19 protein-coding genes are annotated in these 21,421 nt (G+C 66.7%); 9 read left to right on the top strand and 10 right to left on the bottom strand.

Annotated elements, in window-relative coordinates; translation table 11 throughout:
* Positions 1 to 108: 108 nt before the first annotated feature.
* The 5 genes from OU995_RS11175 (at position 109) to rocF (ending at position 3,665) form a co-directional block, all read left to right on the top strand.
* The gene (locus OU995_RS11175; RefSeq protein ID WP_267835615.1) at positions 109 to 354 is read left to right on the top strand and encodes a BPSL0067 family protein; all 246 of its coding nucleotides are present in this window, start codon (positions 109 to 111) and stop codon (positions 352 to 354) included.
* A 9-nt stretch (positions 355 to 363) separates the two neighbouring features.
* On the top strand, positions 364 to 789 hold the full coding sequence (locus OU995_RS27555; RefSeq protein ID WP_420714850.1) for an STY0301 family protein: 426 nt from the start codon (positions 364 to 366) through the stop codon (positions 787 to 789).
* Positions 790 to 1,005: 216 nt separating this feature from the next.
* Positions 1,006 to 1,770, top strand: a complete 765-nt coding sequence (locus tag OU995_RS11170; RefSeq protein WP_267835614.1) for a HesA/MoeB/ThiF family protein — start codon at positions 1,006 to 1,008, stop codon at positions 1,768 to 1,770.
* An 82-nt stretch (positions 1,771 to 1,852) separates the two neighbouring features.
* Positions 1,853 to 2,740, top strand: a complete 888-nt coding sequence (locus OU995_RS11165; RefSeq protein WP_267835613.1) for an LOG family protein — start codon at positions 1,853 to 1,855, stop codon at positions 2,738 to 2,740.
* Positions 2,741 to 2,744: 4 nt separating this feature from the next.
* On the top strand, positions 2,745 to 3,665 hold the full coding sequence (gene rocF, locus OU995_RS11160) for an arginase (RefSeq protein WP_267835612.1): 921 nt from the start codon (positions 2,745 to 2,747) through the stop codon (positions 3,663 to 3,665).
* 90 nt (positions 3,666 to 3,755) lie between these two features.
* Here the strand turns inward: rocF and OU995_RS11155 are convergent, their stop codons facing one another.
* From OU995_RS11155 to OU995_RS11140, 4 genes are all read right to left on the bottom strand, one after another.
* Positions 3,756 to 4,640 (bottom strand): ketopantoate reductase family protein, encoded by an 885-nt coding sequence (locus tag OU995_RS11155; protein ID WP_267836239.1) that lies wholly within the window; start codon positions 4,638 to 4,640, stop codon positions 3,756 to 3,758.
* 155 nt (positions 4,641 to 4,795) lie between these two features.
* Positions 4,796 to 5,647, bottom strand: coding sequence for a DUF429 domain-containing protein (locus OU995_RS11150; RefSeq protein WP_267835610.1), 852 nt, complete (start codon positions 5,645 to 5,647; stop codon positions 4,796 to 4,798).
* A 60-nt stretch (positions 5,648 to 5,707) separates the two neighbouring features.
* Positions 5,708 to 7,204, bottom strand: coding sequence for a sensor histidine kinase (locus OU995_RS11145; RefSeq protein ID WP_267835609.1), 1,497 nt, complete (start codon positions 7,202 to 7,204; stop codon positions 5,708 to 5,710).
* The gene (locus tag OU995_RS11140; protein WP_267835608.1) at positions 7,201 to 7,941 is read right to left on the bottom strand and encodes a response regulator transcription factor; all 741 of its coding nucleotides are present in this window, start codon (positions 7,939 to 7,941) and stop codon (positions 7,201 to 7,203) included. The genes OU995_RS11145 and OU995_RS11140 overlap by 4 nt, the downstream gene beginning before the upstream one ends.
* Positions 7,942 to 8,350: 409 nt before the next feature.
* Here OU995_RS11140 and OU995_RS11135 point away from each other — a divergent pair, with 409 nt between their 5' ends.
* Both OU995_RS11135 and OU995_RS11130 read left to right on the top strand, forming a co-directional pair.
* A complete protein-coding gene (locus tag OU995_RS11135; RefSeq protein WP_267835607.1) occupies positions 8,351 to 9,598 on the top strand; it encodes a sugar MFS transporter in 1,248 nt (415 codons plus the stop codon).
* 91 nt (positions 9,599 to 9,689) lie between these two features.
* The gene (locus OU995_RS11130) at positions 9,690 to 11,360 is read left to right on the top strand and encodes a GGDEF domain-containing protein (protein ID WP_267835606.1); all 1,671 of its coding nucleotides are present in this window, start codon (positions 9,690 to 9,692) and stop codon (positions 11,358 to 11,360) included.
* Positions 11,361 to 11,402: 42 nt separating this feature from the next.
* Here OU995_RS11130 and OU995_RS27460 read toward each other — a convergent pair whose 3' ends face one another.
* The 6 genes from OU995_RS27460 to hutC all read right to left on the bottom strand — a co-directional run bounded on the left by OU995_RS27460 (position 11,403) and on the right by hutC (position 17,895).
* Positions 11,403 to 12,959, bottom strand: coding sequence for a methyl-accepting chemotaxis protein (locus tag OU995_RS27460; protein WP_324288737.1), 1,557 nt, complete (start codon positions 12,957 to 12,959; stop codon positions 11,403 to 11,405).
* A gap of 157 nt (positions 12,960 to 13,116) precedes the next feature.
* Positions 13,117 to 14,478 (bottom strand): formimidoylglutamate deiminase, encoded by a 1,362-nt coding sequence (hutF, locus tag OU995_RS11115; protein WP_267835605.1) that lies wholly within the window; start codon positions 14,476 to 14,478, stop codon positions 13,117 to 13,119.
* Entirely contained in the window at positions 14,475 to 15,329 is an 855-nt protein-coding gene (gene hutG, locus OU995_RS11110) for an N-formylglutamate deformylase (protein WP_267835604.1), read from the bottom strand. Before hutG ends, hutF begins: the two co-directional genes overlap by 4 nt.
* A 9-nt stretch (positions 15,330 to 15,338) precedes the next feature.
* Positions 15,339 to 16,550 (bottom strand): imidazolonepropionase, encoded by a 1,212-nt coding sequence (gene hutI, locus OU995_RS11105; protein ID WP_267835603.1) that lies wholly within the window; start codon positions 16,548 to 16,550, stop codon positions 15,339 to 15,341.
* Positions 16,547 to 17,101 (bottom strand): HutD family protein, encoded by a 555-nt coding sequence (locus OU995_RS11100; protein ID WP_267835602.1) that lies wholly within the window; start codon positions 17,099 to 17,101, stop codon positions 16,547 to 16,549. Before OU995_RS11100 ends, hutI begins: the two co-directional genes overlap by 4 nt.
* Before the next feature lie 77 nt (positions 17,102 to 17,178).
* The gene (hutC, locus tag OU995_RS11095) at positions 17,179 to 17,895 is read right to left on the bottom strand and encodes a histidine utilization repressor (protein ID WP_267835601.1); all 717 of its coding nucleotides are present in this window, start codon (positions 17,893 to 17,895) and stop codon (positions 17,179 to 17,181) included.
* 95 nt (positions 17,896 to 17,990) lie between these two features.
* Here hutC and hutU point away from each other — a divergent pair, with 95 nt between their 5' ends.
* Together hutU and hutH are read left to right on the top strand one after the other, a co-directional pair.
* Positions 17,991 to 19,712, top strand: a complete 1,722-nt coding sequence (gene hutU, locus OU995_RS11090; protein ID WP_267835600.1) for a urocanate hydratase — start codon at positions 17,991 to 17,993, stop codon at positions 19,710 to 19,712.
* A 105-nt stretch (positions 19,713 to 19,817) separates the two neighbouring features.
* Complete coding sequence (hutH, locus tag OU995_RS11085) at positions 19,818 to 21,365, top strand: histidine ammonia-lyase (RefSeq protein ID WP_267835599.1); 1,548 nt, start codon at positions 19,818 to 19,820, stop codon at positions 21,363 to 21,365.
* Positions 21,366 to 21,421: the final 56 nt, after the last annotated feature.

Genomic DNA, 21,421 nt, shown 5'->3' with positions numbered 1-21,421 from the left:
GCGCCGCCGCTGCGGCGCGGATCACACCAAGGCCCTCCGGGGCCTTTTTTCATGGGGTAGCAGTGACGAGCCACCCATCGCGCCACTTCCCCAGCCTTCAAAGCCGTCATGCCATGCGTTGACGCAAAAGGGGATGATCTCGAAAACACGGACAAGGTTGGATCCAAGCAGTGCGTGGCGCTCGTTCAGCGATATGCCAACGCACCCATGACAGCACTCTGGAAGGAAGGTGAGCCCGTGGGAGGCGTGAAGCTGCTAACCAAGGGCACGGTGATTGCGACTTTCGTTGATGGAAAGTACGAGAGCAACAGTACCGGAAATCACGCAATAACGCCGACGCTTACTCCGTTGTAGAGTGACCCCATGCTTCAATTCATGGTCTTCGCAGGCTTGCTGCTGTCCAGTCTGTCGGCCGTTGCCCAAGACTCGCGTCTCATCTGCCCAGAACGTGTCCGCGTGGAGGGGGGGACTGTGGTGGCTGATCTCCCCTCCTCCACGGCTGCACTGGTGACATCAACGCCGCAACTGCTGTCCAGCGTCAGCATCTTTGATGGTCCGCCTTCGGAGGGTGCTGAACTGTTGCCGACAAATGCTGGAACAAACGCCGCGACAATTGTCTGGCGGATCGAGTCTTCCTCCCCTCAAGGCGTCTGGCTGGCCTGCAACTACGGGAGCCAGGTCGCGCGCGTGGTGATGAAAGCCGAAGGGACGCCGGTACGGTGCGAGGCTCAGATGACACGCAGTGGTTCGCCCCGAGTGTTACGTGCCTCTCTGAGCTGCAAGCCGTAGGGTCGCCAACCTTCGCATCCGTCACCAACAACAACTGATCGAACCAGATCCTCCTCGCATCCAGCACGGACCGAAATGGCACACAACTGCCGCTGAACAACTGACCATCACCGGACCAAGGAGGGCACCCCTCTGTTCCAGTGGCTTGGCCCGAAGATCGCCAGGTCATCGCGGCCCTCTCGTGGCAGTGGCCAGGAGCGGCGCTATGCTTGCCGCATGAATGACGAGCAACTGCTGCGCTATTCGCGTCACATCCTGTTGGACGACATCGGCGTCGAGGGCCAGCAGCGGTGGATGGACGCGCATGCGCTGGTGATTGGCGCTGGCGGCCTGGGGTCGCCAGCCGCCTTGTATCTGGGAACCGCCGGCGTGGGCCGCATCACGCTGATCGACCACGATCATGTGGACCTGACCAACCTGCAACGCCAGATCGCCCACACCCTCGCCCGGCTGGATCAACCGAAGGCGGTATCCGCCGCCGCCGGGATCGCCGCCATCAACCCGGAACCGCAGGTGCGCCCCGTGATCGCACGGGCGGATGACGCCCTGCTGGAGGCGTGGATCCCGCAGGCCGATGTGGTGCTGGACTGCACGGACAACTTCGACACCCGCCACCGCATCAACGCCGCCTGCGTGCGCCATGCCAAGCCCCTGGTGTCCGGCGCCGCCCTGGGTTTCGATGCCCAGCTCAGCGTCTACGACAGCCGCAGCGGCCGCTTCCCCTGCTACGCCTGCCTCTTCCCCGCAGACCAGCCCCCCGAGGAGCAACGTTGTGCCGTGATGGGTGTGCTGGCGCCGCTGGTGGGCGTCATCGGCAGCATGCAGGCGGCCGAGGCCCTGAAGCTCTTGAGCGGCATGGGCTCCACCCTCCCCGGCCGGTTGCTCATGCTGGACGGCCGCCGCATGGAATGGACCGATCTGCAGGTGCTGCGTGACCCGCACTGCGCCTGCTGTGGCACTCCCCCGGCCCGCGTGCAATAAACCTCCGCACGGCCGCCCCCATCCCCCCAAGGACGAACAGAAATTAAGCGCAGACGCCCGTAAGCTCTCGGGCCATCGAACCATGACCAAATCCGACAAACTCACGGCCCGCAACTTCCCCACTGCCCAGGAGGAAGCCAGCCAGGCCACCACCTTCGACACCAACCCGCCGGATGCCTATCGGCTGGCGTTTGCTGACCCGGATTTCCTGGTCCGCCCCGAACTGCGCCCGGTGCGCATGCAACTGGAATTGCTCAAACCCGAGCTCATCCAGCAGGAACTGGACATCCAGTCCACCGTCGTGATTTTTGGCAGCGCCCGCATCTCCGACCGTGAATCCGCCCAGGCCTCGCTGGACGCCGCCCGCGCCGCCGGAGACACCGTCGCCCTGCAGCGAGCCGAACGCCGGCTGCTCATGAGCGGCTTCTATGAAGAAGCCCGACGCTTCGCCTCCCTCATCACCGAGCAGACCCGCGACCACCAGCATCCGCTGTATGTGGTCACCGGTGGCGGCCCCGGCATCATGGAAGCCGGCAACCGTGGCGCGCATGAGGTCGGTGGGCGCAGCATCGGTCTGAACATCGTGCTGCCGCACGAGCAGCGCCCCAACCAGTACATCACGCCCGAACTGTGCTTCCGCTTCCACTACTTCGCGCTGCGGAAGATGCATTTCCTGATGCGCTCGGTGGCGCTGGCCGCCTTCCCCGGCGGCTTCGGCACGCTGGACGAGCTCTTCGAAACCCTCACCCTCATCCAGACCGGCAAATGCCGTCGTCGTCCGATCCTGCTGTTCGGCAAGGACTTCTGGTCCCGCCTGATCGACTTCGACCTGCTGTTGGACACCGGCATGATCAGCCCCGGTGATGAGCAACTGTTCCATTACGTTGAAACCGCCGAAGAGGCCTGGGCCCTGCTGAAGCAGGAATACGACATCGGCGTGCCCGCCTCCGCCGCCCCTTCCCAGGAGTGAACCTATGAGCAGCACCCAGCAAGTCAGCCTGATCGGCGCGCCCACCGACGTGGGCGCAGGCGCCCGAGGCGCCAGCATGGGGCCTGAAGCCCTGCGCGTGGCCGGCCTGGTCCAGGCCCTGCGCAGTCATGGCGCGGACGTGCTGGACCGTGGCAACCTGCAAGGGCCGGCCAATCCCTGGCTGGACCCGGTGGAGGGCTATCGCCACCTGAGCGAAGTGACCGCCTGGAACCAGGCGGTGCACGACGCGGTGTATGGGGAACTGAACAGCGGCCGCATGCCGATCCTGCTGGGCGGGGACCACTGCCTGGGCCTGGGCTCGATTTCCGCCGTGGCCCGCCATTGCCGGGACACCGGCAAGAAGCTGCGCGTGCTGTGGCTGGATGCCCATGCCGACTTCAACACCAGCCTGCTCACGCCCAGCGGCAACATCCACGGCATGCCGGTGGCCTGTCTATGTGGTTATGGCCCCCGCGAGCTGGTCGAGATCGGTGGCCATGTGCCCGCCATCGACCCGAAGTGGATTCGCCAGATCGGCATCCGCAGTGTGGACCCCGGCGAAAAGCGCTTTGTGCATGAAGTGGGCCTGGAGGTCTTCGACATGCGCTACATCGACGAAATGGGCATGCGCCACACGATGGAGCTGGCCCTGGCCACGATGGACGCCAATACCCATCTGCATGTGAGCTTCGATGTCGACTTCCTGGATCCGGATGTGGCGCCCGGCGTGGGGACCACCATCCCCGGCGGCCCCACCTATCGCGAAGCCCAGCTGTGCATGGAGATGATTGCGGACACCGGCCGGCTCGGCTCGCTCGACGTGATGGAACTCAACCCGGCGCTGGACGTGCGCAACAAGACTGCGCTGGTGGCGGTGGACCTGATTGAATCGCTGTTCGGCAAGTCCACGCTGATGCGCCGTTGATGCGCCGTTGATGCATCGTTGATGCATCGTTGATGCGCAAATCAGCCGGGCGGCCGGCGGCCCGCGAGGCACGGACGCCTGCCCCACGCATCACACCGGTGCAGCCGGCGACTGCATCAGCCGCACCAGGGCGTGCATCACCCGATTGGCCGGTGTGGGCACGCCCAGGGCCTCACCCCGGCGGACCACATACCCATTGAGATGATCGATCTCGGTCGGTTTGCCGCGCTTGAGATCCTGTGCCGTTGACGACAACTGGCCCGGCATCGTCTGCGCAATCTTGCGCACGGCCGCAGGCACATCCCCGGGCACCGCCACCCCATCCGCACGGGCCACCGCGAGCCCTTCCGCCACCAGATCATCCAGCACCGCCCAGACGCCCTCGCCCTGCACCAGTTGCCCGTAGGGCTGCTGCGTGACCGCCGACAACGCGTTGTACGCGCAGTTGATCAGGAGCTTGGTCCAGAGCGCGCCGCGTGCGTTCGACGACACATCGGTGGGCACACCGGCCTCGATGAAGGCCTGCGCCGCCCGCTCTGCACCCGTTGCGGGCTCAATCACCAGTTCACCGCGACCATAGTGCTTCACATGACCCGGGCCGACCATGCCGGTGGCCACATAGACCACGGCCGCAGACACGGGTTGCGTCAGCACCTCGCGCAGGCGTTCGGCATTGTCGACACCGTTTTGCATCGACAGCAGCAGCGTGTGCGCGCCCAGGAAGGGCTGCAACTGACGCGCGGCCTCCAGCGTGTCGGTGGACTTGACGCAGAACAGCACCAGGTCCGCGCCGCGAGCAGCGGAGGGTTCGGTGTCCGCCTGCAGCTTCACCGGTTCGTCATAGGTGGCCGTTTCCATGCGCAGGCCGTCTCGGCGAATGGCCTCCACATGCTGCGGACGGCCGATCAGCACCACCTCATGCCCGGCGCGCGCCATCACGCCGCCAAAGTAGCAGCCCACCGCGCCAGCGCCCATGACGGCGATACGAAGACGACCGGTGGCGGACGCGGATGCGGATGCGGATGCGGTCGGGGACGTGGGCAAAGCGGGCATGGGCGGTCTCCTGGAGAGGTGCGACAAATAGCGGGGCTGGCTGCGACCAATGATCGGCGCCTGACATCGTAGGCAATTCAGCGCCGGCTGTCCGGCGTGCTGACAATCCAGCCCTCCAGCGGGTCCACATCCTTGGGCATCCCGAAATTCGGCTGGCCCGACGCCCACGCGGCCTGGACCATGCACAGCACCGCATCCAGCTTGTCGCCACTGGCATCATCCGCCAACTCGTCGCGCTGCGCATGGCTGAGCTTGAGCCGCAGGCCCAAGCGGCTGCGCCCCTGCTCCAGCGCGTCGATGAGGTCCTTGCGGGCAATCAGCCGCTCCGGTGTCTGGCGGGCTTTGTCATCGCTTTTGTAGCTGCGTGGCCCGATCAGCTCACGGGCCAGCAGGCCCGGATAGGCCTCCAGCGCCACCCGGTCGGGGTCGCCCGGATGAAGACCGGGCAGGCTCACACCCGCCTGAATCATCGGCGGCACGCCGGCATGCATCATGAACGCGACCGGTGGGTTCACCCATTTCATGCTGGGCGACGCGCCCGCCGGGCCATCACACACACGGTGCGCAAATTTCTGCCCCACCGGACGGGCTGCGCAGAAAGCGGCAAATGTGTCCCGGATCTCGGCCCGGCTGAGCGACGCATAGTGGGCCATCAGCGGCGCCCACGCCGTCGGCCAACCCAGCGCCAGCACCAGCTCGCGCGAGTGGCCAAAGGGAAGATCGAAGCCACCGACCCAGCCCTGCCCCGGCGCCACCGGTTCCGCGAGCCACGCGGCGTAGTCGGCCAGCGCGGTGAAGCCGCGTTGCGACTCCAGGCGCACCACGGCGCCCTGGCGGCGGCCGAAGGCCAGGCGGATCGGTTTGCGCGCGGTGGGGGCGCTCGAAAAATCGACGCCGATCACGGTGGGGGAGGAAGACGGAGGGCTCATGGACACTCGTGAAACAGGGGCGGAAGCCAAGGGCATCCGCAGGATAGAGAGACCGGGGACTCAGCGGCTGAGAGGCCGGGTTGCGGGAAATTCCAGGGTGACCACCGTGCCCTGCGGTTGGGCTGCCGCCAAGGTCACGGTGCCACCGTGCAGCAGCACGATCTCCCGCACGATGGCCAGCCCCAGGCCGGAGCCCTTGGCATCGGGCCGGGCGCGGTAGAAGCGCTCGAAGGCGCGTTCACGGTCTTCGGGCGACATGCCGCTGCCGTTGTCCTCCACCTGCACGCGCACCCGGTGAGCCACCCGCTGCACCCGCACCGTCACCGAGGCACCGTCGCCCGCATATTGAAAGGCGTTGTCCAGCAGATTGGTCAGCGCCTCGCGGATCAGCATGGGGCGCCCGTCGATGGTGGTGTCTTGCGAAGGCGGCGGCGGATGCCCATCGGCCGGTTCCACACCCTCAGCACCTTCCACGCCGAGATCCATACGTGCCGCCAGCGCCCGAGGCACCAGTTCCAGCGCCACTGATCGGCACAGCGCCGCCAGCTCGATCCGCTCCACCGGCAGGGCCGACGCCCCGTCCGGCCCCGACCGCGCCAGCATCAACAACTGGCTCACCAGATGGGCACTGTGCAAGGCACTCTGATGCACCTTCTGCAGGCGATCCACCACCTCCGCGTCCTGCGCCGAGCGAACCGCCTGAAGCGCCAGTTCGGTCTGGCTGCGCAGACCTGCCAGCGGCGTGCGCAGTTGATGCGCCGCGTCGTCAATGAAGCGCCGCTGGGTTTGAATGCTCCGCCGCACCTTGCGCAGCAACGCGTTCACCGCTTCGGCCAGCCCGCGTACTTCCAAGGGCGCCGTGTCCAGCCGGATCGGGGCCAGATCTTCCGGGTCGCGGCCGTCCACTTCCTTGCGCAGGGTGGTCAGCGATGCCAGGCCAGCGCGAATACCCAGATGGACCACCAGCGTCAGCAGCGCGGCCAGCAGGGACAGCGGCAGCACCGTGTCCAGCAGGATGCCGCGCGCCAAGGCGCCGCTGCTGGCTCGGGATCGCGCCACCTGCACCAGCATCGCCTGATCGCCGCCGTTCAAGCCGCCGCCCATGCGCACATACAGCGCCGCCTGCCGCACAGGAATCACCCGGTCGCCCTCCCGCATCTCGCCATCATGAAACTCCGGCACACCCCATTGATGGCTCTGTGTCGCGGGGATGGTGGGCAGATGCTGGTTGCCCAACACAAAGTTGCCGGGGGGCGAACTGACCATATACATCAGCCGGTCATTCGGATCGGATTCCAGAATGTCCTGCGCCGCACGCGGGAAGTCGATCAGCAGACCCGACTCCATGGGCTGGATGCGGCGTGAGAGCGCCCGCGAGGCCGTCGAGAGTGACGCATCAATCTCGCGGTTGGCATAAGAGAGCGCCAGCTTGAAGGTGAAGATGCCTGCCGCCGCCCACAGCACAATCTGCGGCAGGATCAGCCACAGGAACAACTGGCGCTGCAGCGACAGCACAGGGCTCGGCCGCGACATCACCGCCGGCCCGACCTCACTCATCGGGCGGCAGGCTCGGCCCGTTCGGATGCGCGATCCGTCGAGCGATCCGTCGAGCGGTCCGTCGAGCGATCCGTTTCCAGCAGGTAGCCCAGCCCTCGGAGCGTCCGGATGTTCAAGCCACTCTGGCTGAGTTTCTTGCGCAGGCGGTGGATGTAGACCTCGATGGAGCCACTGCCGTCCGATGCGCCCTCGCCGCCGGCCCAGGCGGCCGTGATCTCTTCCTTGGTCACGACGTTGTCCCGGCGGCTCATCAGCAGCTCCAGCAGGCACCACTCGCGCTGCGTCAGGTCCAGCACCTCGGTGTTGAGCAGCGCACGCCGGTTGGGCCGGTCCAGCACCAGCCCGGCGGATTCAGCCGGCTCCTGCGTGCTGGCCTGGCCCCGGCGCAGCAGCGCATTCACACGCGCCAGCAGTTCAGGGAAATCGAAGGGTTTAACCAGATAGTCGTCCGCACCCGCATTCAGCCCGTTCACCCGGTCATCCACCCGGTCCCGGGCGGTCAGGATCAGCACGGGCACGCGTGAACCCGCACGCCGCGCCTGCCGCAGCACATCCATGCCATCCACAAACGGCAACCCCAGATCCAGGATGGCCACATCAAAGGTCTGACGGGTCAACAGGTACTCGGCCACCGGCCCATTGGGCGCATGCTCCACCTCGAAGCCGACGCCCTGGAACTGGGACACCAGCGCATCGGTCAGCATGGGATCGTCTTCGGCGATCAGGAGTCTGGGCATGGGACTGTGAAAAAGGGGACGGCGGTGGGCCACCGCGCAAGCGTAACTGATCGGTTCCCGGCTCTGCACCGGGACAGGGCAAACGTCCCCAGGGTTGGGCACGGCCTGCGCCCGCTGCGGAGCCGCCAGAGCGTTTGAAAAGCCGATGGTAGCGTGCTTCCATTATTTAATTTTCAGTTAATTTTTCTGCAAATTTTTAAGGTCCAGTCTCCCAAAAACAGGGAGAACCCCAAGCCACAACCTGGTTTTAAGTAGTAACCCTAGGGAACTTCTGTTCAGCTTGTTTTAAAGTTTCGTTCAAGTTGAGAGGGGTCCAATCCCCACCGAGGAGCCAAACCGATGTCCAACCTACGGGTGGCTGGCATGGCTTTCGGACATTCCACGCCGCTCACATGACAGGCCATCGGACATGAACGCTACGTCTCGCCCCGCATCCTCGCCGCGCTACGGCATGCCGTTGCTGACGGCACTCTTCTTCGGCTGGGGTCTCATCACCTCGCTGAACGACGTGCTGATTCCCCACCTCAAGGCCGTGTTCTCGCTGAACTACGTGCAGGCCATGCTGGTGCAGTTCTGCTTCTTCGGCGCCTATTTCCTGGTTTCGCTGCCGGCCGGCAGCATCGTGCGGCGTTGGGGTTACCAGCGCGGCATGGTCATTGGGCTGGTGATCGCCGCCGCAGGCTGTGCCCTGTTCTACCCGGCCGCCACCTTCCAGACCTACGGCTGGTTCCTGGGTGCGCTGTTTGTGCTGGCCAGCGGTGTCACGCTGCTGCAAGTGGCCGCCAACCCGTATGTAACGCTGCTGGGCCCGGAAGACCAGGCCTCCCGCCGCCTCACCTGGACCCAGGCGTTCAACTCGCTGGGCACCACCGTGGGTCCGCTGTTTGGCGCCTCACTGATCCTGACCGCAGCCGACTCCGTCGCAGCTGAGGCCACGGCCGTACGTGGCCCCTACCTGGGCCTGGCCGCCGCGTTGCTGCTGATTGCTGTCGTCCTGATGGTCGTGAAGCTGCCGCAGGTGGGCACTGACACCAGCCGCCAGGCCGCTGAACACACGCCGCCGGCCTGGCGTCATCGCCACCTGCTGCTCGGCGTGCTGGCCATCTTTGTGTATGTGGGTGCGGAAGTGTCGATCGGCAGCTTCCTGGTCAGCGTCATGAGCGCACCGGACGTGGCCGGGCTCTCCGGCAGCGACGCCGGCCATATGCTGGCCCTGTATTGGGGCGGTGCGATGGTGGGCCGTTTCATCGGCGCCTGGGCCATGAAACGTGTGTCTGCCGCCCGCCTGATGACCGGCTGCGCCGTGGGCGCGGTGGTGCTCTTGACCGTCGCCATGTTGGCCGGCGGCCACCTGACGATGTGGGCCCTGCTCGCCATCGGCCTGTGCAACGCCATCATGTTCCCCACCATCTTCTCGCTGGCGCTGGAACGTCTGGGCCCCCGGACCGAGCAAGGCTCCGGTCTGCTGTGCATGGCCATCGTCGGTGGCGCCCTGGTGCCGCTCGTGCAAGGCGCGCTGGCGGACTCCCATGGCCTGATCCCTTCGTTTGTGGTGCCGCTGGTCTGCTACCTCTACATCGCTTATTACGCCGCGCGGGGTCATCGTGTGGTGCCGGTGCAGGGCGGCCACCCGGCGGCTGCAGCCGTCCGCACCTGATCCGAGACTTTTGACCCGCCTGGGTCCATCTCGGACCACTCCTGGGGCCCGCCAGCATTGACGGCTGGCGGATCTCGCCCAATGCTTGGGCATGTTCGAACGCGAACTGGCCCGAGCCCATGACCTGAGCCGTCGCGGTGCGTACCGTGACGCGACGGACGCCCTGGAACGGTCGCTGGCTGCTGCCCGCGATGACCACGCGCGGGTGCTCACACTGACAGCGCTGGCCCACATCCTGCCCCGGCAGGGCGACCTTCAGGCGGCCCTGCGCCGCGCCAGCGAAGCAGTGGCCCTCGCCCGCCAGACCTCGGGCGACGGTTATGACGCGCGCCTGGCTGAAGCGCTGACCGAACTCTCCTTTGTCTATTCCCAGTTCCTGATGGGGCGCGACGCCCTGCAGACCGGCTGGCAGGCGCTGTCTGCCGCCCGGCGGGCCGGCGACCCGATACGGGAAGCCTGGGCCTTGAACCGGATGGCGGTGGCTTATGCCGCCATGGACCAGACGGAGCAGGCCTGCCAGGACACCTTGCAGGCACTGGAGATTGCACAGACGCGGCCGGACGGCGATAAAGAGCTGCTGCTTTCCTGCCTCAACAACCTGGCGCACTTCTGGCTGCAGGCCTTTGGCGAAGCGATGCGCAATGGCGACCGCCATGCCGCCGGGGAGGCGCTGTCGTATGCCGGCCCCTATGCCCAGCGCGCGGCCACCCTGGTGCGGGAAGAGCACAACCCTTTCATCATCGCGGTGACGCTCTCCAATCAGGTGGAGCAGTTGCTTGGCATTGGTGACACGGCTCGGGCGAGCGCCTTGATTGCGGAATACGACGCGCTGGCGCGTCGCCATGGTTATGCCGGCATGGAGCGCCAGGCGCGGGCGCAGCGGGCCCTGGTACACCTGCGCGGCACCAACAAAGAGGTGGAAGCAGCGATCCTGACCATTCAATCGCTGCTGTCTGGAGAGGACCCACCCCCGTTGCCGGCGCGCATGCGGCGCCAGCTCTCCCTGACGCTATACCAAACCTGCAAGGCGCGCGGGGATCCGGCGCGAGCGCTCGCCGCGCTGGAACAGCTGTCAGAGCTTGAGCGCCAGTCCGCCCGCAGCGCCATGGCCTTGCAGACCGAGGCCATGCTGATCCGCCAGGAATTCGAGCAGGCGCAGGCCCGCGCCGAACATGCGCTACAGGACGCCCGCCGGGAACGTGAGCGCGCCGACCATGCCGAGCAGGAGCAGACGAGGCTGAAGCGCCAGGCGGATGAACTGGGGCGCATGGCTCACGAAGATGCCCTGACAGGGCTGAACAACCGGCGCCATGCCGAATTCGCACTGCCCCTGCTCCTGGAGCGGGCGCGACAGGAACGCAAGCCGATTGCGCTTGGCCTGCTGGATGTGGATCACTTCAAGCATGTCAACGACACCTGGGGCCACGGCGTGGGCGACCAGGTGCTGCAGCAGGTGGCCGGTTGCCTGCGCCGTCAGTTGCGGGCGGCCGACCTGCTGGCGCGGGTGGGGGGCGAGGAGTTCATGCTGGTGTTTGTGGGCGTGACTCCCGCACGCGCCCAGGAGATCTGCGAGCGGCTGCGCGCAGGGATTGCGCGCCATGCCTGGAAGGACGTGGCGCCGGAATTGAACCTGACGGTGAGCATCGGATTGAGCGCCTGCGACCTCCCGGAGCGGGCGCAGGCCCTGGTGGAAACGGCGGACCAGGCGCTCTACGCCGCCAAGCATGGCGGACGCAATCAAGTGCATTTGATGAGCTGCTGAACACCAGCACCCCTCGGAGGGGTGCCCGCGCACACCGTCCCGTCAAGCCAGCCGGAACACCGCCACCGACTGCGACAACGCATCCGCCTGCTGCTGCAGGCTCTGCGCCGCCGCAGCCGACTCTTCCACCAGGGCCGCATTCTGCTGGGTCATCTGGTCCAGTTGCGCAATCGACGAGCCGATCTGGTGAATGCCGCTGCTCTGCTCGGCCGTCGCATGGCTGATCTCCGACACGATGCGGGCCACACGGCCGATGGACTCGGAGATCTCCCGCATCGTTCCCCCGGCCCGCTCCACCAGCTCGGCCCCACTGGCCACTGCCTCGCCGCTGTTCTGGATCAGTTGCTTGATCTCCTTGGCCGCCTCCGCACTGCGCTGCGCCAAGGTGCGGACCTCGGCCGCGACCACCGCAAATCCACGGCCCTGCTCGCCGGCACGGGCCGCCTCCACCGCCGCATTCAGCGCCAGGATGTTGGTCTGGAAGGCAATGCCATCGATGGTGCCGATGATGTCCGAGATCCGGTCCGACGACGTGCTGATGCGGTTCATCGTCTGCACCACGTCCCCCACCACGGCCACGCCACGCCCGGCAATGTTGGCCGCTTCCGAAGCCAGCGCATTGGCCTGCCGGGCCGCATCGGCATTGTGTTGAACGCTCGCCGTGAGTTGTTCCATGGCCGACGCGGTTTCCTCCAGGTTTGACGCCGCCTGTTCGGTGCGGTTGCTCAGGTCCTGCGCGCCCGCAGCCACCTCGCGGGACGCGGTGGCAATGCTGGCGGTGGCGCTGCGCACGCCGCTGACCACGCCCCGGATGGAGGTTTGCATGCCCTGCACACCCCGCATCATGGCGGCGGTTTCATCGCGGCCTCGTACCTCGACCGACTGGCTGAGGTCCTGCTGGGCAATGCGCTCGGTGGTGCGCACTGCCTGCGTCAGCGGCGCCAGGATGGAGCCGATGTTGACGAAGGTGAAAACGCCGATGCCCGCGGCACCCAGCAGCATCACAATCACCAGCGCCATGCGCACCCGATGCTCTTCGGCATCGATACGCCGCACCTCGGTACCGCCGCGCTCCATGATGGCCTTGGTCATCTCTGCGAGTTGCTTGTCCATCTCGCGGATCGGCCCCTTGATGGGTTCGGTGGCGCGGTTCACCTCGGCGGAATCGGTGAAATCGTCATTCAGTACCCGCACAACGATGCTGTCCAGCCCGCTCTTGTAGCGAGCCAGGTTGTCTTTCATGGCCACGGACATGGCCTTGGTCTCCGGTGCGACTTCCAGCGCGGCAATGACATCCAGGCCCTTGAGCGTGCGGTCGTAGGCGGACAGCCATTCCTGCTGGTGGCGTTTGACCGCCCCCTGCTCGCCCATGTCGATGATCATGTCCTTCTCGAAGCGGCGAAGGTGGCCCACGCCGTCTCGCACGTCCGACAGTTCGGCCAGGGACTGCACATCGTTGCCGACATAGTGCTGGAAGTCCCGCTTGGTCTTGGCCATGGCCCAGAGGCCGTCTCCGCCAATAAGAAGGAGTGCCAATACCGACAGCAGCCCCAACGCCATGAGGCGCGCCCGGATGGTGTAGTTATGCAAGGACCCCATACGTTCCCCAACGTTGATCGTGGCGCTTGCAGCCTAGCAAACGTCGTACCACTTCGATAGCTTGTGATGCGGGCGCCCCCACTTGCCTTGCCGCAGGAGCCAGGACTGCGTAGTTTTCCGCACTCGACGTCGTCGCACAGCAACGCCGGTGACGGTCTTACGCGCCCCAGCAGTCCCGCATCACCTCGGCATATCGCTGCAAACGCGCAGCATCCCGCAGCGCGCGCGGCTGGCCGGCCACAAACACCTGGTGCCAGGTCGGGCCCTGGCTCGCAAAGATGAGCCCATCCAGCAGCGCCGAGGTCGGCACACCCGCCAGGCCGCAGGCCTCCAGGTCCAGCACCAGGAAATCCGCCCGCGCGCCGGGCACCAGCCCCCAGGCCTCCAACCCGGCGGCGCGGGCGCTCCCCTTCACGCAGGCCTCATACAGACGCGCCGCCGTGCTGGGCTGACGGCCCGGCGCCGCTGCGACGTTGCGGCGCTGCAGGCCCAGGCGCTGCCCATATTCCATCCAACGCAACTCTTCCACCCACCCGCGTGTGACCTGGCTGTCCGAACCGACCGTCATCGGCACCCCGGCGGCCAGCCAGCCTTCCAGATCGGCCAGGCCGTCCCCAAGGTTGGCTTCCGTGCCCGGGCAGATCACCACACCCGCGCCGCTGCTGGCGATTCGGTCGATTTCGGTGCGCGTGCTGTGCGTGGCATGCACCAGTTGCCAGCGCGCATCCAGGCCATGCTTGGCCAGCGCGGCCAGCGGACGCTCGCCGGTGGCCGCGAGACAGTCCTTCACCTCCTGCTGCTGCTCCGCCACATGGATGTGAATGGGCACCGCGCTCGTGCCCAAGTGCCGCTGCAGTTGGTGGATGTCGTCATCATAGGCGGCGCGCAAGGAATGCAGGGCCACACCGGCCGAGATCAACGGAAGCCCCGCCGCATTGATGCGCTGGCAGGCGCGCCAGACCCAGTCCGCATCGGTGCGGAAGCGCCGCTGCGTGTCCCGCAGCGCGGGTTCATTGAAGCCGGCATGGGCATAGAGCACCGGGAGCAGGGTCAGGCCGATGCCCGCCTCTCGGGCCGCCTCCGCCAGTGCCCAGCTCATGGCCAGCTCATCGTCATAAGGCTGGCCGTCTTCCCGATGATGCAGATAGTGGAACTCACAGACCTGGGTATAGCCCCCGGCCAGCAACTCGGTATACAGCTGCGCCGCGATGGCACGCAGTTGATCCGGTGTGATGCGCAGGGCCACGCCATACATGCGTTCCCGCCAGGACCAGAAATCGTCACTGTCCCGCGCGCGCTGTTCGGCCAGGCCGGCAAAGGCGCGCTGGAAGGCGTGGCTGTGGGCATCCACCAGGCTGGGCAGCACCGGTCCGCTCAGCCGCGTCGCGGCTTCCGGCGCGGGCAACCCGACCCGGACATCCCGCCAATGGCCGTCCGGCCCCACCTGCAGCAGCACATCGGCCTGCCAGCGGCCATCCAGCCAGGCCCAGGGCGCGTGGAACAGAGCCCCCTCGCTCATGCCGCGGGCGCGCCGGCCGACCGGGAGGGATTGGCCAACCGGGAGGGATTGGCCATCAGGTAGGCCTCCAGCAGCAGCTTCAGCACCGGGCGGATCCGGGCCATGCAGGCCTCGTCCAGCTCGTAGCCGGTGTAGCCCAGTTCGTTCTCCACCATGTAGCAGCGGTAGCACATCTCCATCTGCACCACCTGCTGGCCCAGCGCCGGGCGACCGTATTGGCGGGTGATGTAGCCGCCCTTGAAGCGACCATCAAGCACCCAGCTGAAGTCCTGCTGCGCATTCAGCACGATGTTCATCGCCTCACGGGTGACCTTGCGGCAGGACTGGCCGTCCACCGTGCCCAGGTTCAGATCCGGCAGTTGCCCTTCAAACAACCAGGGCAGTTGCGACCGGATGCTGTGAGCTTCAAACAGCAAGGCCTGGCCATGCTGCTGCCGCAGGCGCTGCAGTTCGCCTTGCAGCGCCTGATGGTAGGGATACCAGTAGGTCTGCAGGCGCCGCTGCTTCTCCTGCGCATCCGGGGCCCGCCCTTCCTTGTAGAGCGGCTCGCCGGTGAAGAAGCGGGTCGGGCAGAGTTCGGTGTTGGAGGCGCCGGGGTACATCGGCGTGTCCTCCGGTGGGCGGTTCAGGTCGATCAGATACCGGGAATATCGCGGGATCAGCAGGCCCGCGCCCAGTGCCTCGGCGATGGGGGCATACAGGCCCTCCAGATGCCAGTCGGTGTCTTCGCTGCCCAATGCGCGTTCGACATAACGCTCGCGCTGGTCCTCCGGGATCGCCCGGCCCACATGCGGCATGCTGATCAACAACGGGGTGCGGCCAGGCCGCAGTTCATACACCTCAGGGTTCATGCTGTCTCCTCAACCGGCGTGGCGCCCGCCGATGACGGTGGCGCGCCGGGGATTGCGTCCAAAGTAGTAGGCCAGTTCGCGCGGATGGGCAGCGTCCCAAACGCAGAAGTCGGCGCGCTGGCCGGCCACCAGTTGCCCACGATCCGGCAAGCCCAGGGCCCGCGCCGCGTACACCGTCAGGCCCCGAAGCGCTTCTTCCGGCGTCATGCGGAAGAAGGTGCAGGCCATGTTCAGCATCAGCAGCAGCGACAGGCCGGGCGAACTGCCGGGGTTGTGGTCGGTGGCCAGGGCCATGGGCACCCCGGCGGCGCGCAGGGCGGCCACCGGCGGCAGTCGGGTTTCACGCAGAAAGTAGAACGCCCCGGGCAGCAGCATGGCCACCGTGCCGGAGCGGGCCATGGCCTGGATGCCATCGTCGCTCACGAATTCCAGATGGTCGCAGGAGAGCGCCTGGAATTCCGCCGCCAGCGCCGCACCGCCCTGATCGCTCAGTTGCTCGGCATGCAGCTTGACCGGCAGGCCGAGCTGGCGGGCGGTTTCAAACACACGTCGGGTCTGCGCCGGGCTGAAGGCGATGCGTTCGCAGAAGGCATCCACCGCATCGACCAGGCCTTCGTCCCGCAGGCGCGGCATCCAGGCACAGACGGCGTCCACATAGTCGTCGGCACGGCCGTCGAACTCGGGCGGGAGGGCGTGGGCACCGAGGAAGGTGGTGCGCACCGTCAGGCCCAGGCTGGACAGGCGCCGGGCAACGCGCAGGCATTTGGCTTCCTCCTCCAGAGAAAGCCCATAACCGGACTTCACCTCCAGAGTCGTCAGGCCTTCGGCCATCAAGGTGCGTGCGCGGGCGTCGGCAGCGACCTGCAGATCGGCCTCACTGGCCGCGCGGGTGGCCGCGACTGTCGAGCGGATGCCTCCTCCCGCACGGGCAATGTCTTCATAACTGGCGCCCTGCAGACGCAGCTCGAATTCGGCCGAACGTTCACCGCCGTAAACCAGATGGGTGTGGGCATCGATCAGGCCGGGCGTCACAAGCGCCCCCTGCAGGTCATGTTCGGCAGTCAGGCCCTGACACAAGGTGGGCGGCAGGTCGGCCAGGGGACCCACCCAACGCAAGTGGTCGCCCTCGGTGATCAACACGCCGTCGGGGACCAGGCCCCAGCCTTGCTTTTCCTGCAGCGTGACCAGATGCCCACCGCGCCATAGCTGGCGGCGGTTCATTCGGCGCTCCACAGCAGCCACCAGGCCGGACCATGGAGGTCACCATCGTCAAAGACGCAACTTTGTGCGGCCGGTGCCTCACACCAGGCCAGCGTGTGGGGGGCCACCGGCACGGCACGGGCGCCATGGATCAGCAAGCCGCCACGGTCGGTAAACAGGCCCAGCCAGTCCACCTCATGCGGAATCACCGGCCGTTCCGCCGGCTGCACGCGGAAGCGTCCGGCGCTGCGGCGATGCATGACATTGAAATCCCGCGTGGGGCCCTGGATCATCTGGCAGTGCGGTGCATCTTCACCGGCAAACTGCACCAGGGCATCGCCCGGGCGGCGCTGCGCGCCCAGCAGGTCCACACCGGCGCCGCTCAGCACCCCAAACCATCGATCCACACCCGGAAAGGCCGAGAAGGCACCATTGCGGTCAATGTCCGCCACGCTCACCCGCACCTTCCAGTCGGCCACATGAGGCCAGGCCAGCAACTCACGTGTCTGGCCTCCGCCGTTGCGCCAAGGCACTGGGTTGACATCGTCCGCGCAGATCCGCATCCAGCTCATCCCAACCTCCTCCGGCCGCAGCCTCGCACCCGAGTTTCCCGTCTTTGCCGTCTTTCCCCACCTGCCCGTCTTGCTTGTCATGCCTGAAAACTCCCCTGCAAAATCCAGCGGCTGCCCGGATGCACCAGGCGCACCGCCGTCACCACCCGGCCCATGCTCAGGGTGCAGCGCTTCACCACCAGGCAGGGCTCCGCGTGCGGCATGTCCAGCAGACGAGCCTCGAGCGCACTCGGCAGCTCGGCTTCGATCGTATAGCGGGCCTCTGACAGCGGCGCCACTTCCAGCAGATAGTGGGTGGGCGTGACCTGCGTGAAGTCCTGGGCCATGTAGTCCGGCGCACAGGCCGGATTCACCCACCGGTCCTCACACTGGACGGCCACGCCATTGTCGCGGTGCACGATCACGCTGTGGAAGAGGCGCGCACCCGGTTTCAATTGAAACTGCTGGGCTTGCTCAGCGGTGGCCTTGACCGTTTCCAGCACCTGCACGTCCGCCTCATGCTGATGGCCCCGCTCGGCGATGTCGTCATGCACGTCCCGCACGGTCAGGGTGGAGGCAATGCGGTGCAGTTGCGCCACAAAGCTGCCCACACCCTGCACCCGCTCCACCATGCCCTCCTGATGCAGTTCGCGCAGGGCCCGGTTGACCGTCATGCGGCTGACACCGAAGGCTTCGGTCAGCTCCGATTCCGACGGCAGCCGCTCGCCCGGCCGCCACCGCCCGCTGGCGATGCCTTCGCGCAGATGGGTCTTGACCTTGAGGTATTGCGGGGAGGGTCCGGAAGGGTCAACCATGGGCGCGCATCCTACTGGAGCCAACTTGTATAGACAAGTGAGAACAAGGCTCCCATAATCGCGCCCCATCGGTACCGCCCTGGCCCGTCATCCGCATGCGGGCCGATCTGCTCAACGACCCCAGGAGACCGCCCATGAGCGCCCAGCCCCGCACCGTGCGAGCCCCCACCGGCACGCAGCTCCATTGCAAGAACTGGCTGATCGAAGCCGCCTACCGGATGCTGCAGAACAACCTGGACCCGGCGGTGGCAGAGAACCCGGATCAACTGGTGGTGTATGGGGGCATTGGCAAGGCGGCCCGCAATTGGGACTGCTTCGAGGCCATCCTGAAGGCCCTGCGTGACCTGGGCGAGGACGAGACCCTGCTCATCCAGTCCGGCAAGCCGGTGGGCGTATTCCGCAGCCATGCGGACGCTCCCCGGGTGCTGCTGGCCAACTCCAATCTCGTGCCCGCCTGGGCGAACTGGCAACACTTCAACGAGCTGGATCGCAAGGGCCTGATGATGTATGGGCAGATGACGGCCGGTTCATGGATCTACATCGGCTCGCAAGGCATTGTGCAAGGCACTTACGAGACCTTTGCGGAAGCGGGCCGCCAGCATTACGGCGGTGATCTGCTGGGCCGCTGGGTACTCACCGCCGGGCTGGGTGGCATGGGTGGGGCCCAACCGCTGGCCGCGACCTTTGCCGGCGCCTGCTCGCTGACCGTGGAATGCCAGCAGTCCCGCATCGACTTCCGGCTCAAGACCCGCTATGTGGATGAACAGGCCACCAGCCTGGACGATGCCCTGGAGCGTCTGCGCCGCTACACCGCCGAGAAGAAGGCCGTGTCCATCGCCCTGCTGGGCAACGCCGCTGAAGTGCTGCCCGCCCTGGCGGCACGGGTGAAGGCCGGCACGGCGCTGCGCCCCGATCTGGTCACCGACCAGACCTCGGCCCATGACCTGATCAACGGTTATCTGCCGGTGGGCTGGACCGTGGAAGCCTGGAAGGCCGCCGCCGCCGACCCGGCCCGCCATGCGGCGCTGCGCGAGGCGGCCGCGCAAGGCTGTGCGGTGCATGTGCAGGCGATGCTGGACTTCCAGTCGATGGGCATTCCCACGGTGGATTACGGCAACAACATCCGCCAGGTGGCCTTCGACCAGGGCGTGAAAAACGCCTTTGATTTCCCCGGCTTCGTGCCGGCTTATGTCCGCCCGCAGTTCTGCGAAGGCCGCGGCCCGTTCCGCTGGGTGGCCCTGTCCGGCGACCCGGAAGACATCTACAAGACCGACGCCAAGATCAAGGCCTTGTTCCCCCACCATGCCGGCGTGCACCGCTGGCTGGACATGGCGCGGGAGCGCATCAGCTTCCAGGGCCTGCCGGCTCGCATCTGCTGGCTGGGCCTGGGTGAACGCCATCTGGCCGGCCTGGCCTTCAATGCGATGGTGCGCAGCGGCGAGCTGAAGGCGCCGATCGTGATCGGCCGTGACCATCTCGATTCCGGCTCGGTGGCCAGCCCCAACCGCGAAACCGAAAAGATGATGGACGGTTCGGATGCCGTGTCCGACTGGCCGCTGCTCAACGCCCTGCTCAACACAGCCGGTGGCGCCACGTGGGTGTCGCTGCACCATGGCGGCGGGGTGGGCATGGGCTATTCGCAGCACAGTGGCGTGGTGGTCGTCTGCGACGGCACCGAAGCGGCGGACCGCCGCATCGAGCGTGTGCTGTGGAACGATCCCGGCACCGGCGTGATGCGCCATGCCGACGCGGGATATGAAAGCGCCCGGCAGTGCGCCCAGGAACGCGGACTGAATCTGCCGATGCTGACCCGTTGATCCATGATCCGCTGAATCGATGATCCGCTGATCCCCGGCCCATGTCCCCGAGCGCGCTGCCGCGCCCGGTGCCTGGGTCCCTCTGCTGATGGCCTGCTTGCGACCATGACCACCCTGCTTGAACTCATTCCCGGCCAGCTCACGCTGGATCAACTGCGCCAGATCCGTCGTGGCGACGTGCGCCTGACGCTACACCCCGACGCCACCGTGGCCATCCGCCGTAGCGCTGCGGTGGTGCAGGCCGCCGCAGCCGGGGACGACCCGGTGTATGGCGTCAACACCGGTTTCGGAAAACTGGCCTCCAAACGCATTGGCAAGGACGAACTGGCCGCCCTGCAGCGCAACCTGATCCGCTCCCATTGCGTGGGCGTGGGCGCGCCGCTGGCCCCGCCGGTCGTGCGTTTGATGCTGGCCACCAAGGCGGCCTCGCTGGCGCGGGGGTTCTCCGGCGTGCGCGAAGCGGTGGTGCAGACGCTGCTGGACGCCTTGAATGCCGGGCTGACTCCGTACGTGCCGTGCCAGGGCTCGGTGGGCGCGTCCGGCGACCTGGCCCCGCTGTCCCACATGACGCTGGCGCTGATGGGAGAAGGCGAAATGCTGGTGGCCGGCCAGCGCCGCCCGGCCGGGCCCGAACTGGAACGGGCGGGCGTGCAGCCGCTGGTGCTGGAAGCCAAAGAGGGCTTGGCGCTGATCAACGGCACGCAGACCTCGACCGCCCTGGCCTTGGAGGGCCTGCTGCGCTTCGAAACCGTTTATGCCAGCGCCATCGTGACCGGCGCCCTCACCCTGGACGCCGCCCGGGGCAGCGATGGCCCGTTTGATCCCCGCATCCACGAGGTGCGCGGGCAGCCCGGCCAGATCGAAGCCGCCGCCGCCTACCGCGCCCTGCTCACTGGCAGCGCCATCCGCCAATCCCACCGGGACGGTGATGACCGCGTGCAGGACCCCTACTGCCTGCGCTGCCAGCCCCAGGTGATGGGGGCCTGCCTGGACCAGGCCCGGTATGTCCGCGATGTGCTGCTGCGCGAAGCCAATGCAGTGACGGACAACCCGCTGGTGTTTGCCGACAACAGCGGCGCCACCATGATCAGCGGCGGCAATTTCCACGCCGAGCCGGTGGCCCTGGCGGCTGACGCCCTGGCCTGCGCCATTGCCGAGGTGGGGGCGATTGCCGAACGTCGCATTGCGATGCTGATCGACACCGGGGTGTCACGCCTGCCGCCCTTCCTCACCGCCAATGCCGGGTTGAACTCCGGCTTCATGATCGCCCATGTGACGGCGGCGGCCCTGGCCAGCGAAAACAAGTCACTGGCCCATCCGGCGAGTGTGGACAGCCTGCCGACCAGTGCCAACCAGGAAGACCATGTCTCCATGGCCACCTTCGGCGCCCGCCGCCTGGGCCCGATGCTGGACAACACCGCCCATATCGTGGCGATCGAACTGCTGGCCGCCGGCCAAGGCATCGAGTTCCTGCGGCCGCTGCGCAGCTCGGAGACGCTGGAGGCGGTGCATGCCCTGCTGCGGCAGCATTGCCCGCCGATGCCGGACGACCACTATCTCGCGCCTGACATCGAACGGGCGGCTTGCATCATCCATGAGGGTGAACTGGCAACATTGCTGAACAAGAGAACTGCTATGGTGCTGCTCGACTGAATCTGCCTTCGACGCCCCATGCCCCTGAACGACCTTCCGCTTCCCGCGCGGCTTGC

Origin of the sequence: Roseateles sp. SL47, assembly GCF_026625885.1 — a bacterium.
Classification (GTDB): Bacteria; Pseudomonadota; Gammaproteobacteria; order Burkholderiales; family Burkholderiaceae_C; genus Roseateles.
Note: the sequence above shows the minus strand (reverse complement) of the source record. Positions and strands in the feature narration are given on the sequence as shown.

What these genes read in the sequence shown, in the direction of transcription:
- OU995_RS11175 (WP_267835615.1), top strand. Translation starts at nt 109, where the DNA reads ATGCCATGCGTTGACGCAAAAGGGGATGATCTCGAAAACACGGACAAG.
- OU995_RS27555 (WP_420714850.1), top strand. Translation starts at nt 364, where the DNA reads ATGCTTCAATTCATGGTCTTCGCAGGCTTGCTGCTGTCCAGTCTGTCG.
- OU995_RS11170 (WP_267835614.1), top strand. Translation starts at nt 1,006, where the DNA reads ATGAATGACGAGCAACTGCTGCGCTATTCGCGTCACATCCTGTTGGAC.
- OU995_RS11165 (WP_267835613.1), top strand. Translation starts at nt 1,853, where the DNA reads ATGACCAAATCCGACAAACTCACGGCCCGCAACTTCCCCACTGCCCAG.
- rocF (WP_267835612.1), top strand. Translation starts at nt 2,745, where the DNA reads ATGAGCAGCACCCAGCAAGTCAGCCTGATCGGCGCGCCCACCGACGTG.
- OU995_RS11155 (WP_267836239.1), bottom strand. Translation starts at nt 4,640, where the DNA reads ATGGGCGCTGGCGCGGTGGGCTGCTACTTTGGCGGCGTGATGGCGCGC.
- OU995_RS11150 (WP_267835610.1), bottom strand. Translation starts at nt 5,647, where the DNA reads ATGAGCCCTCCGTCTTCCTCCCCCACCGTGATCGGCGTCGATTTTTCG.
- OU995_RS11145 (WP_267835609.1), bottom strand. Translation starts at nt 7,204, where the DNA reads ATGAGTGAGGTCGGGCCGGCGGTGATGTCGCGGCCGAGCCCTGTGCTG.
- OU995_RS11140 (WP_267835608.1), bottom strand. Translation starts at nt 7,941, where the DNA reads ATGCCCAGACTCCTGATCGCCGAAGACGATCCCATGCTGACCGATGCG.
- OU995_RS11135 (WP_267835607.1), top strand. Translation starts at nt 8,351, where the DNA reads ATGAACGCTACGTCTCGCCCCGCATCCTCGCCGCGCTACGGCATGCCG.
- OU995_RS11130 (WP_267835606.1), top strand. Translation starts at nt 9,690, where the DNA reads ATGTTCGAACGCGAACTGGCCCGAGCCCATGACCTGAGCCGTCGCGGT.
- OU995_RS27460 (WP_324288737.1), bottom strand. Translation starts at nt 12,959, where the DNA reads ATGGGGTCCTTGCATAACTACACCATCCGGGCGCGCCTCATGGCGTTG.
- hutF (WP_267835605.1), bottom strand. Translation starts at nt 14,478, where the DNA reads ATGAGCGAGGGGGCTCTGTTCCACGCGCCCTGGGCCTGGCTGGATGGC.
- hutG (WP_267835604.1), bottom strand. Translation starts at nt 15,329, where the DNA reads ATGAACCCTGAGGTGTATGAACTGCGGCCTGGCCGCACCCCGTTGTTG.
- hutI (WP_267835603.1), bottom strand. Translation starts at nt 16,550, where the DNA reads ATGAACCGCCGCCAGCTATGGCGCGGTGGGCATCTGGTCACGCTGCAG.
- OU995_RS11100 (WP_267835602.1), bottom strand. Translation starts at nt 17,101, where the DNA reads ATGAGCTGGATGCGGATCTGCGCGGACGATGTCAACCCAGTGCCTTGG.
- hutC (WP_267835601.1), bottom strand. Translation starts at nt 17,895, where the DNA reads ATGGTTGACCCTTCCGGACCCTCCCCGCAATACCTCAAGGTCAAGACC.
- hutU (WP_267835600.1), top strand. Translation starts at nt 17,991, where the DNA reads ATGCGGGCCGATCTGCTCAACGACCCCAGGAGACCGCCCATGAGCGCC.
- hutH (WP_267835599.1), top strand. Translation starts at nt 19,818, where the DNA reads ATGACCACCCTGCTTGAACTCATTCCCGGCCAGCTCACGCTGGATCAA.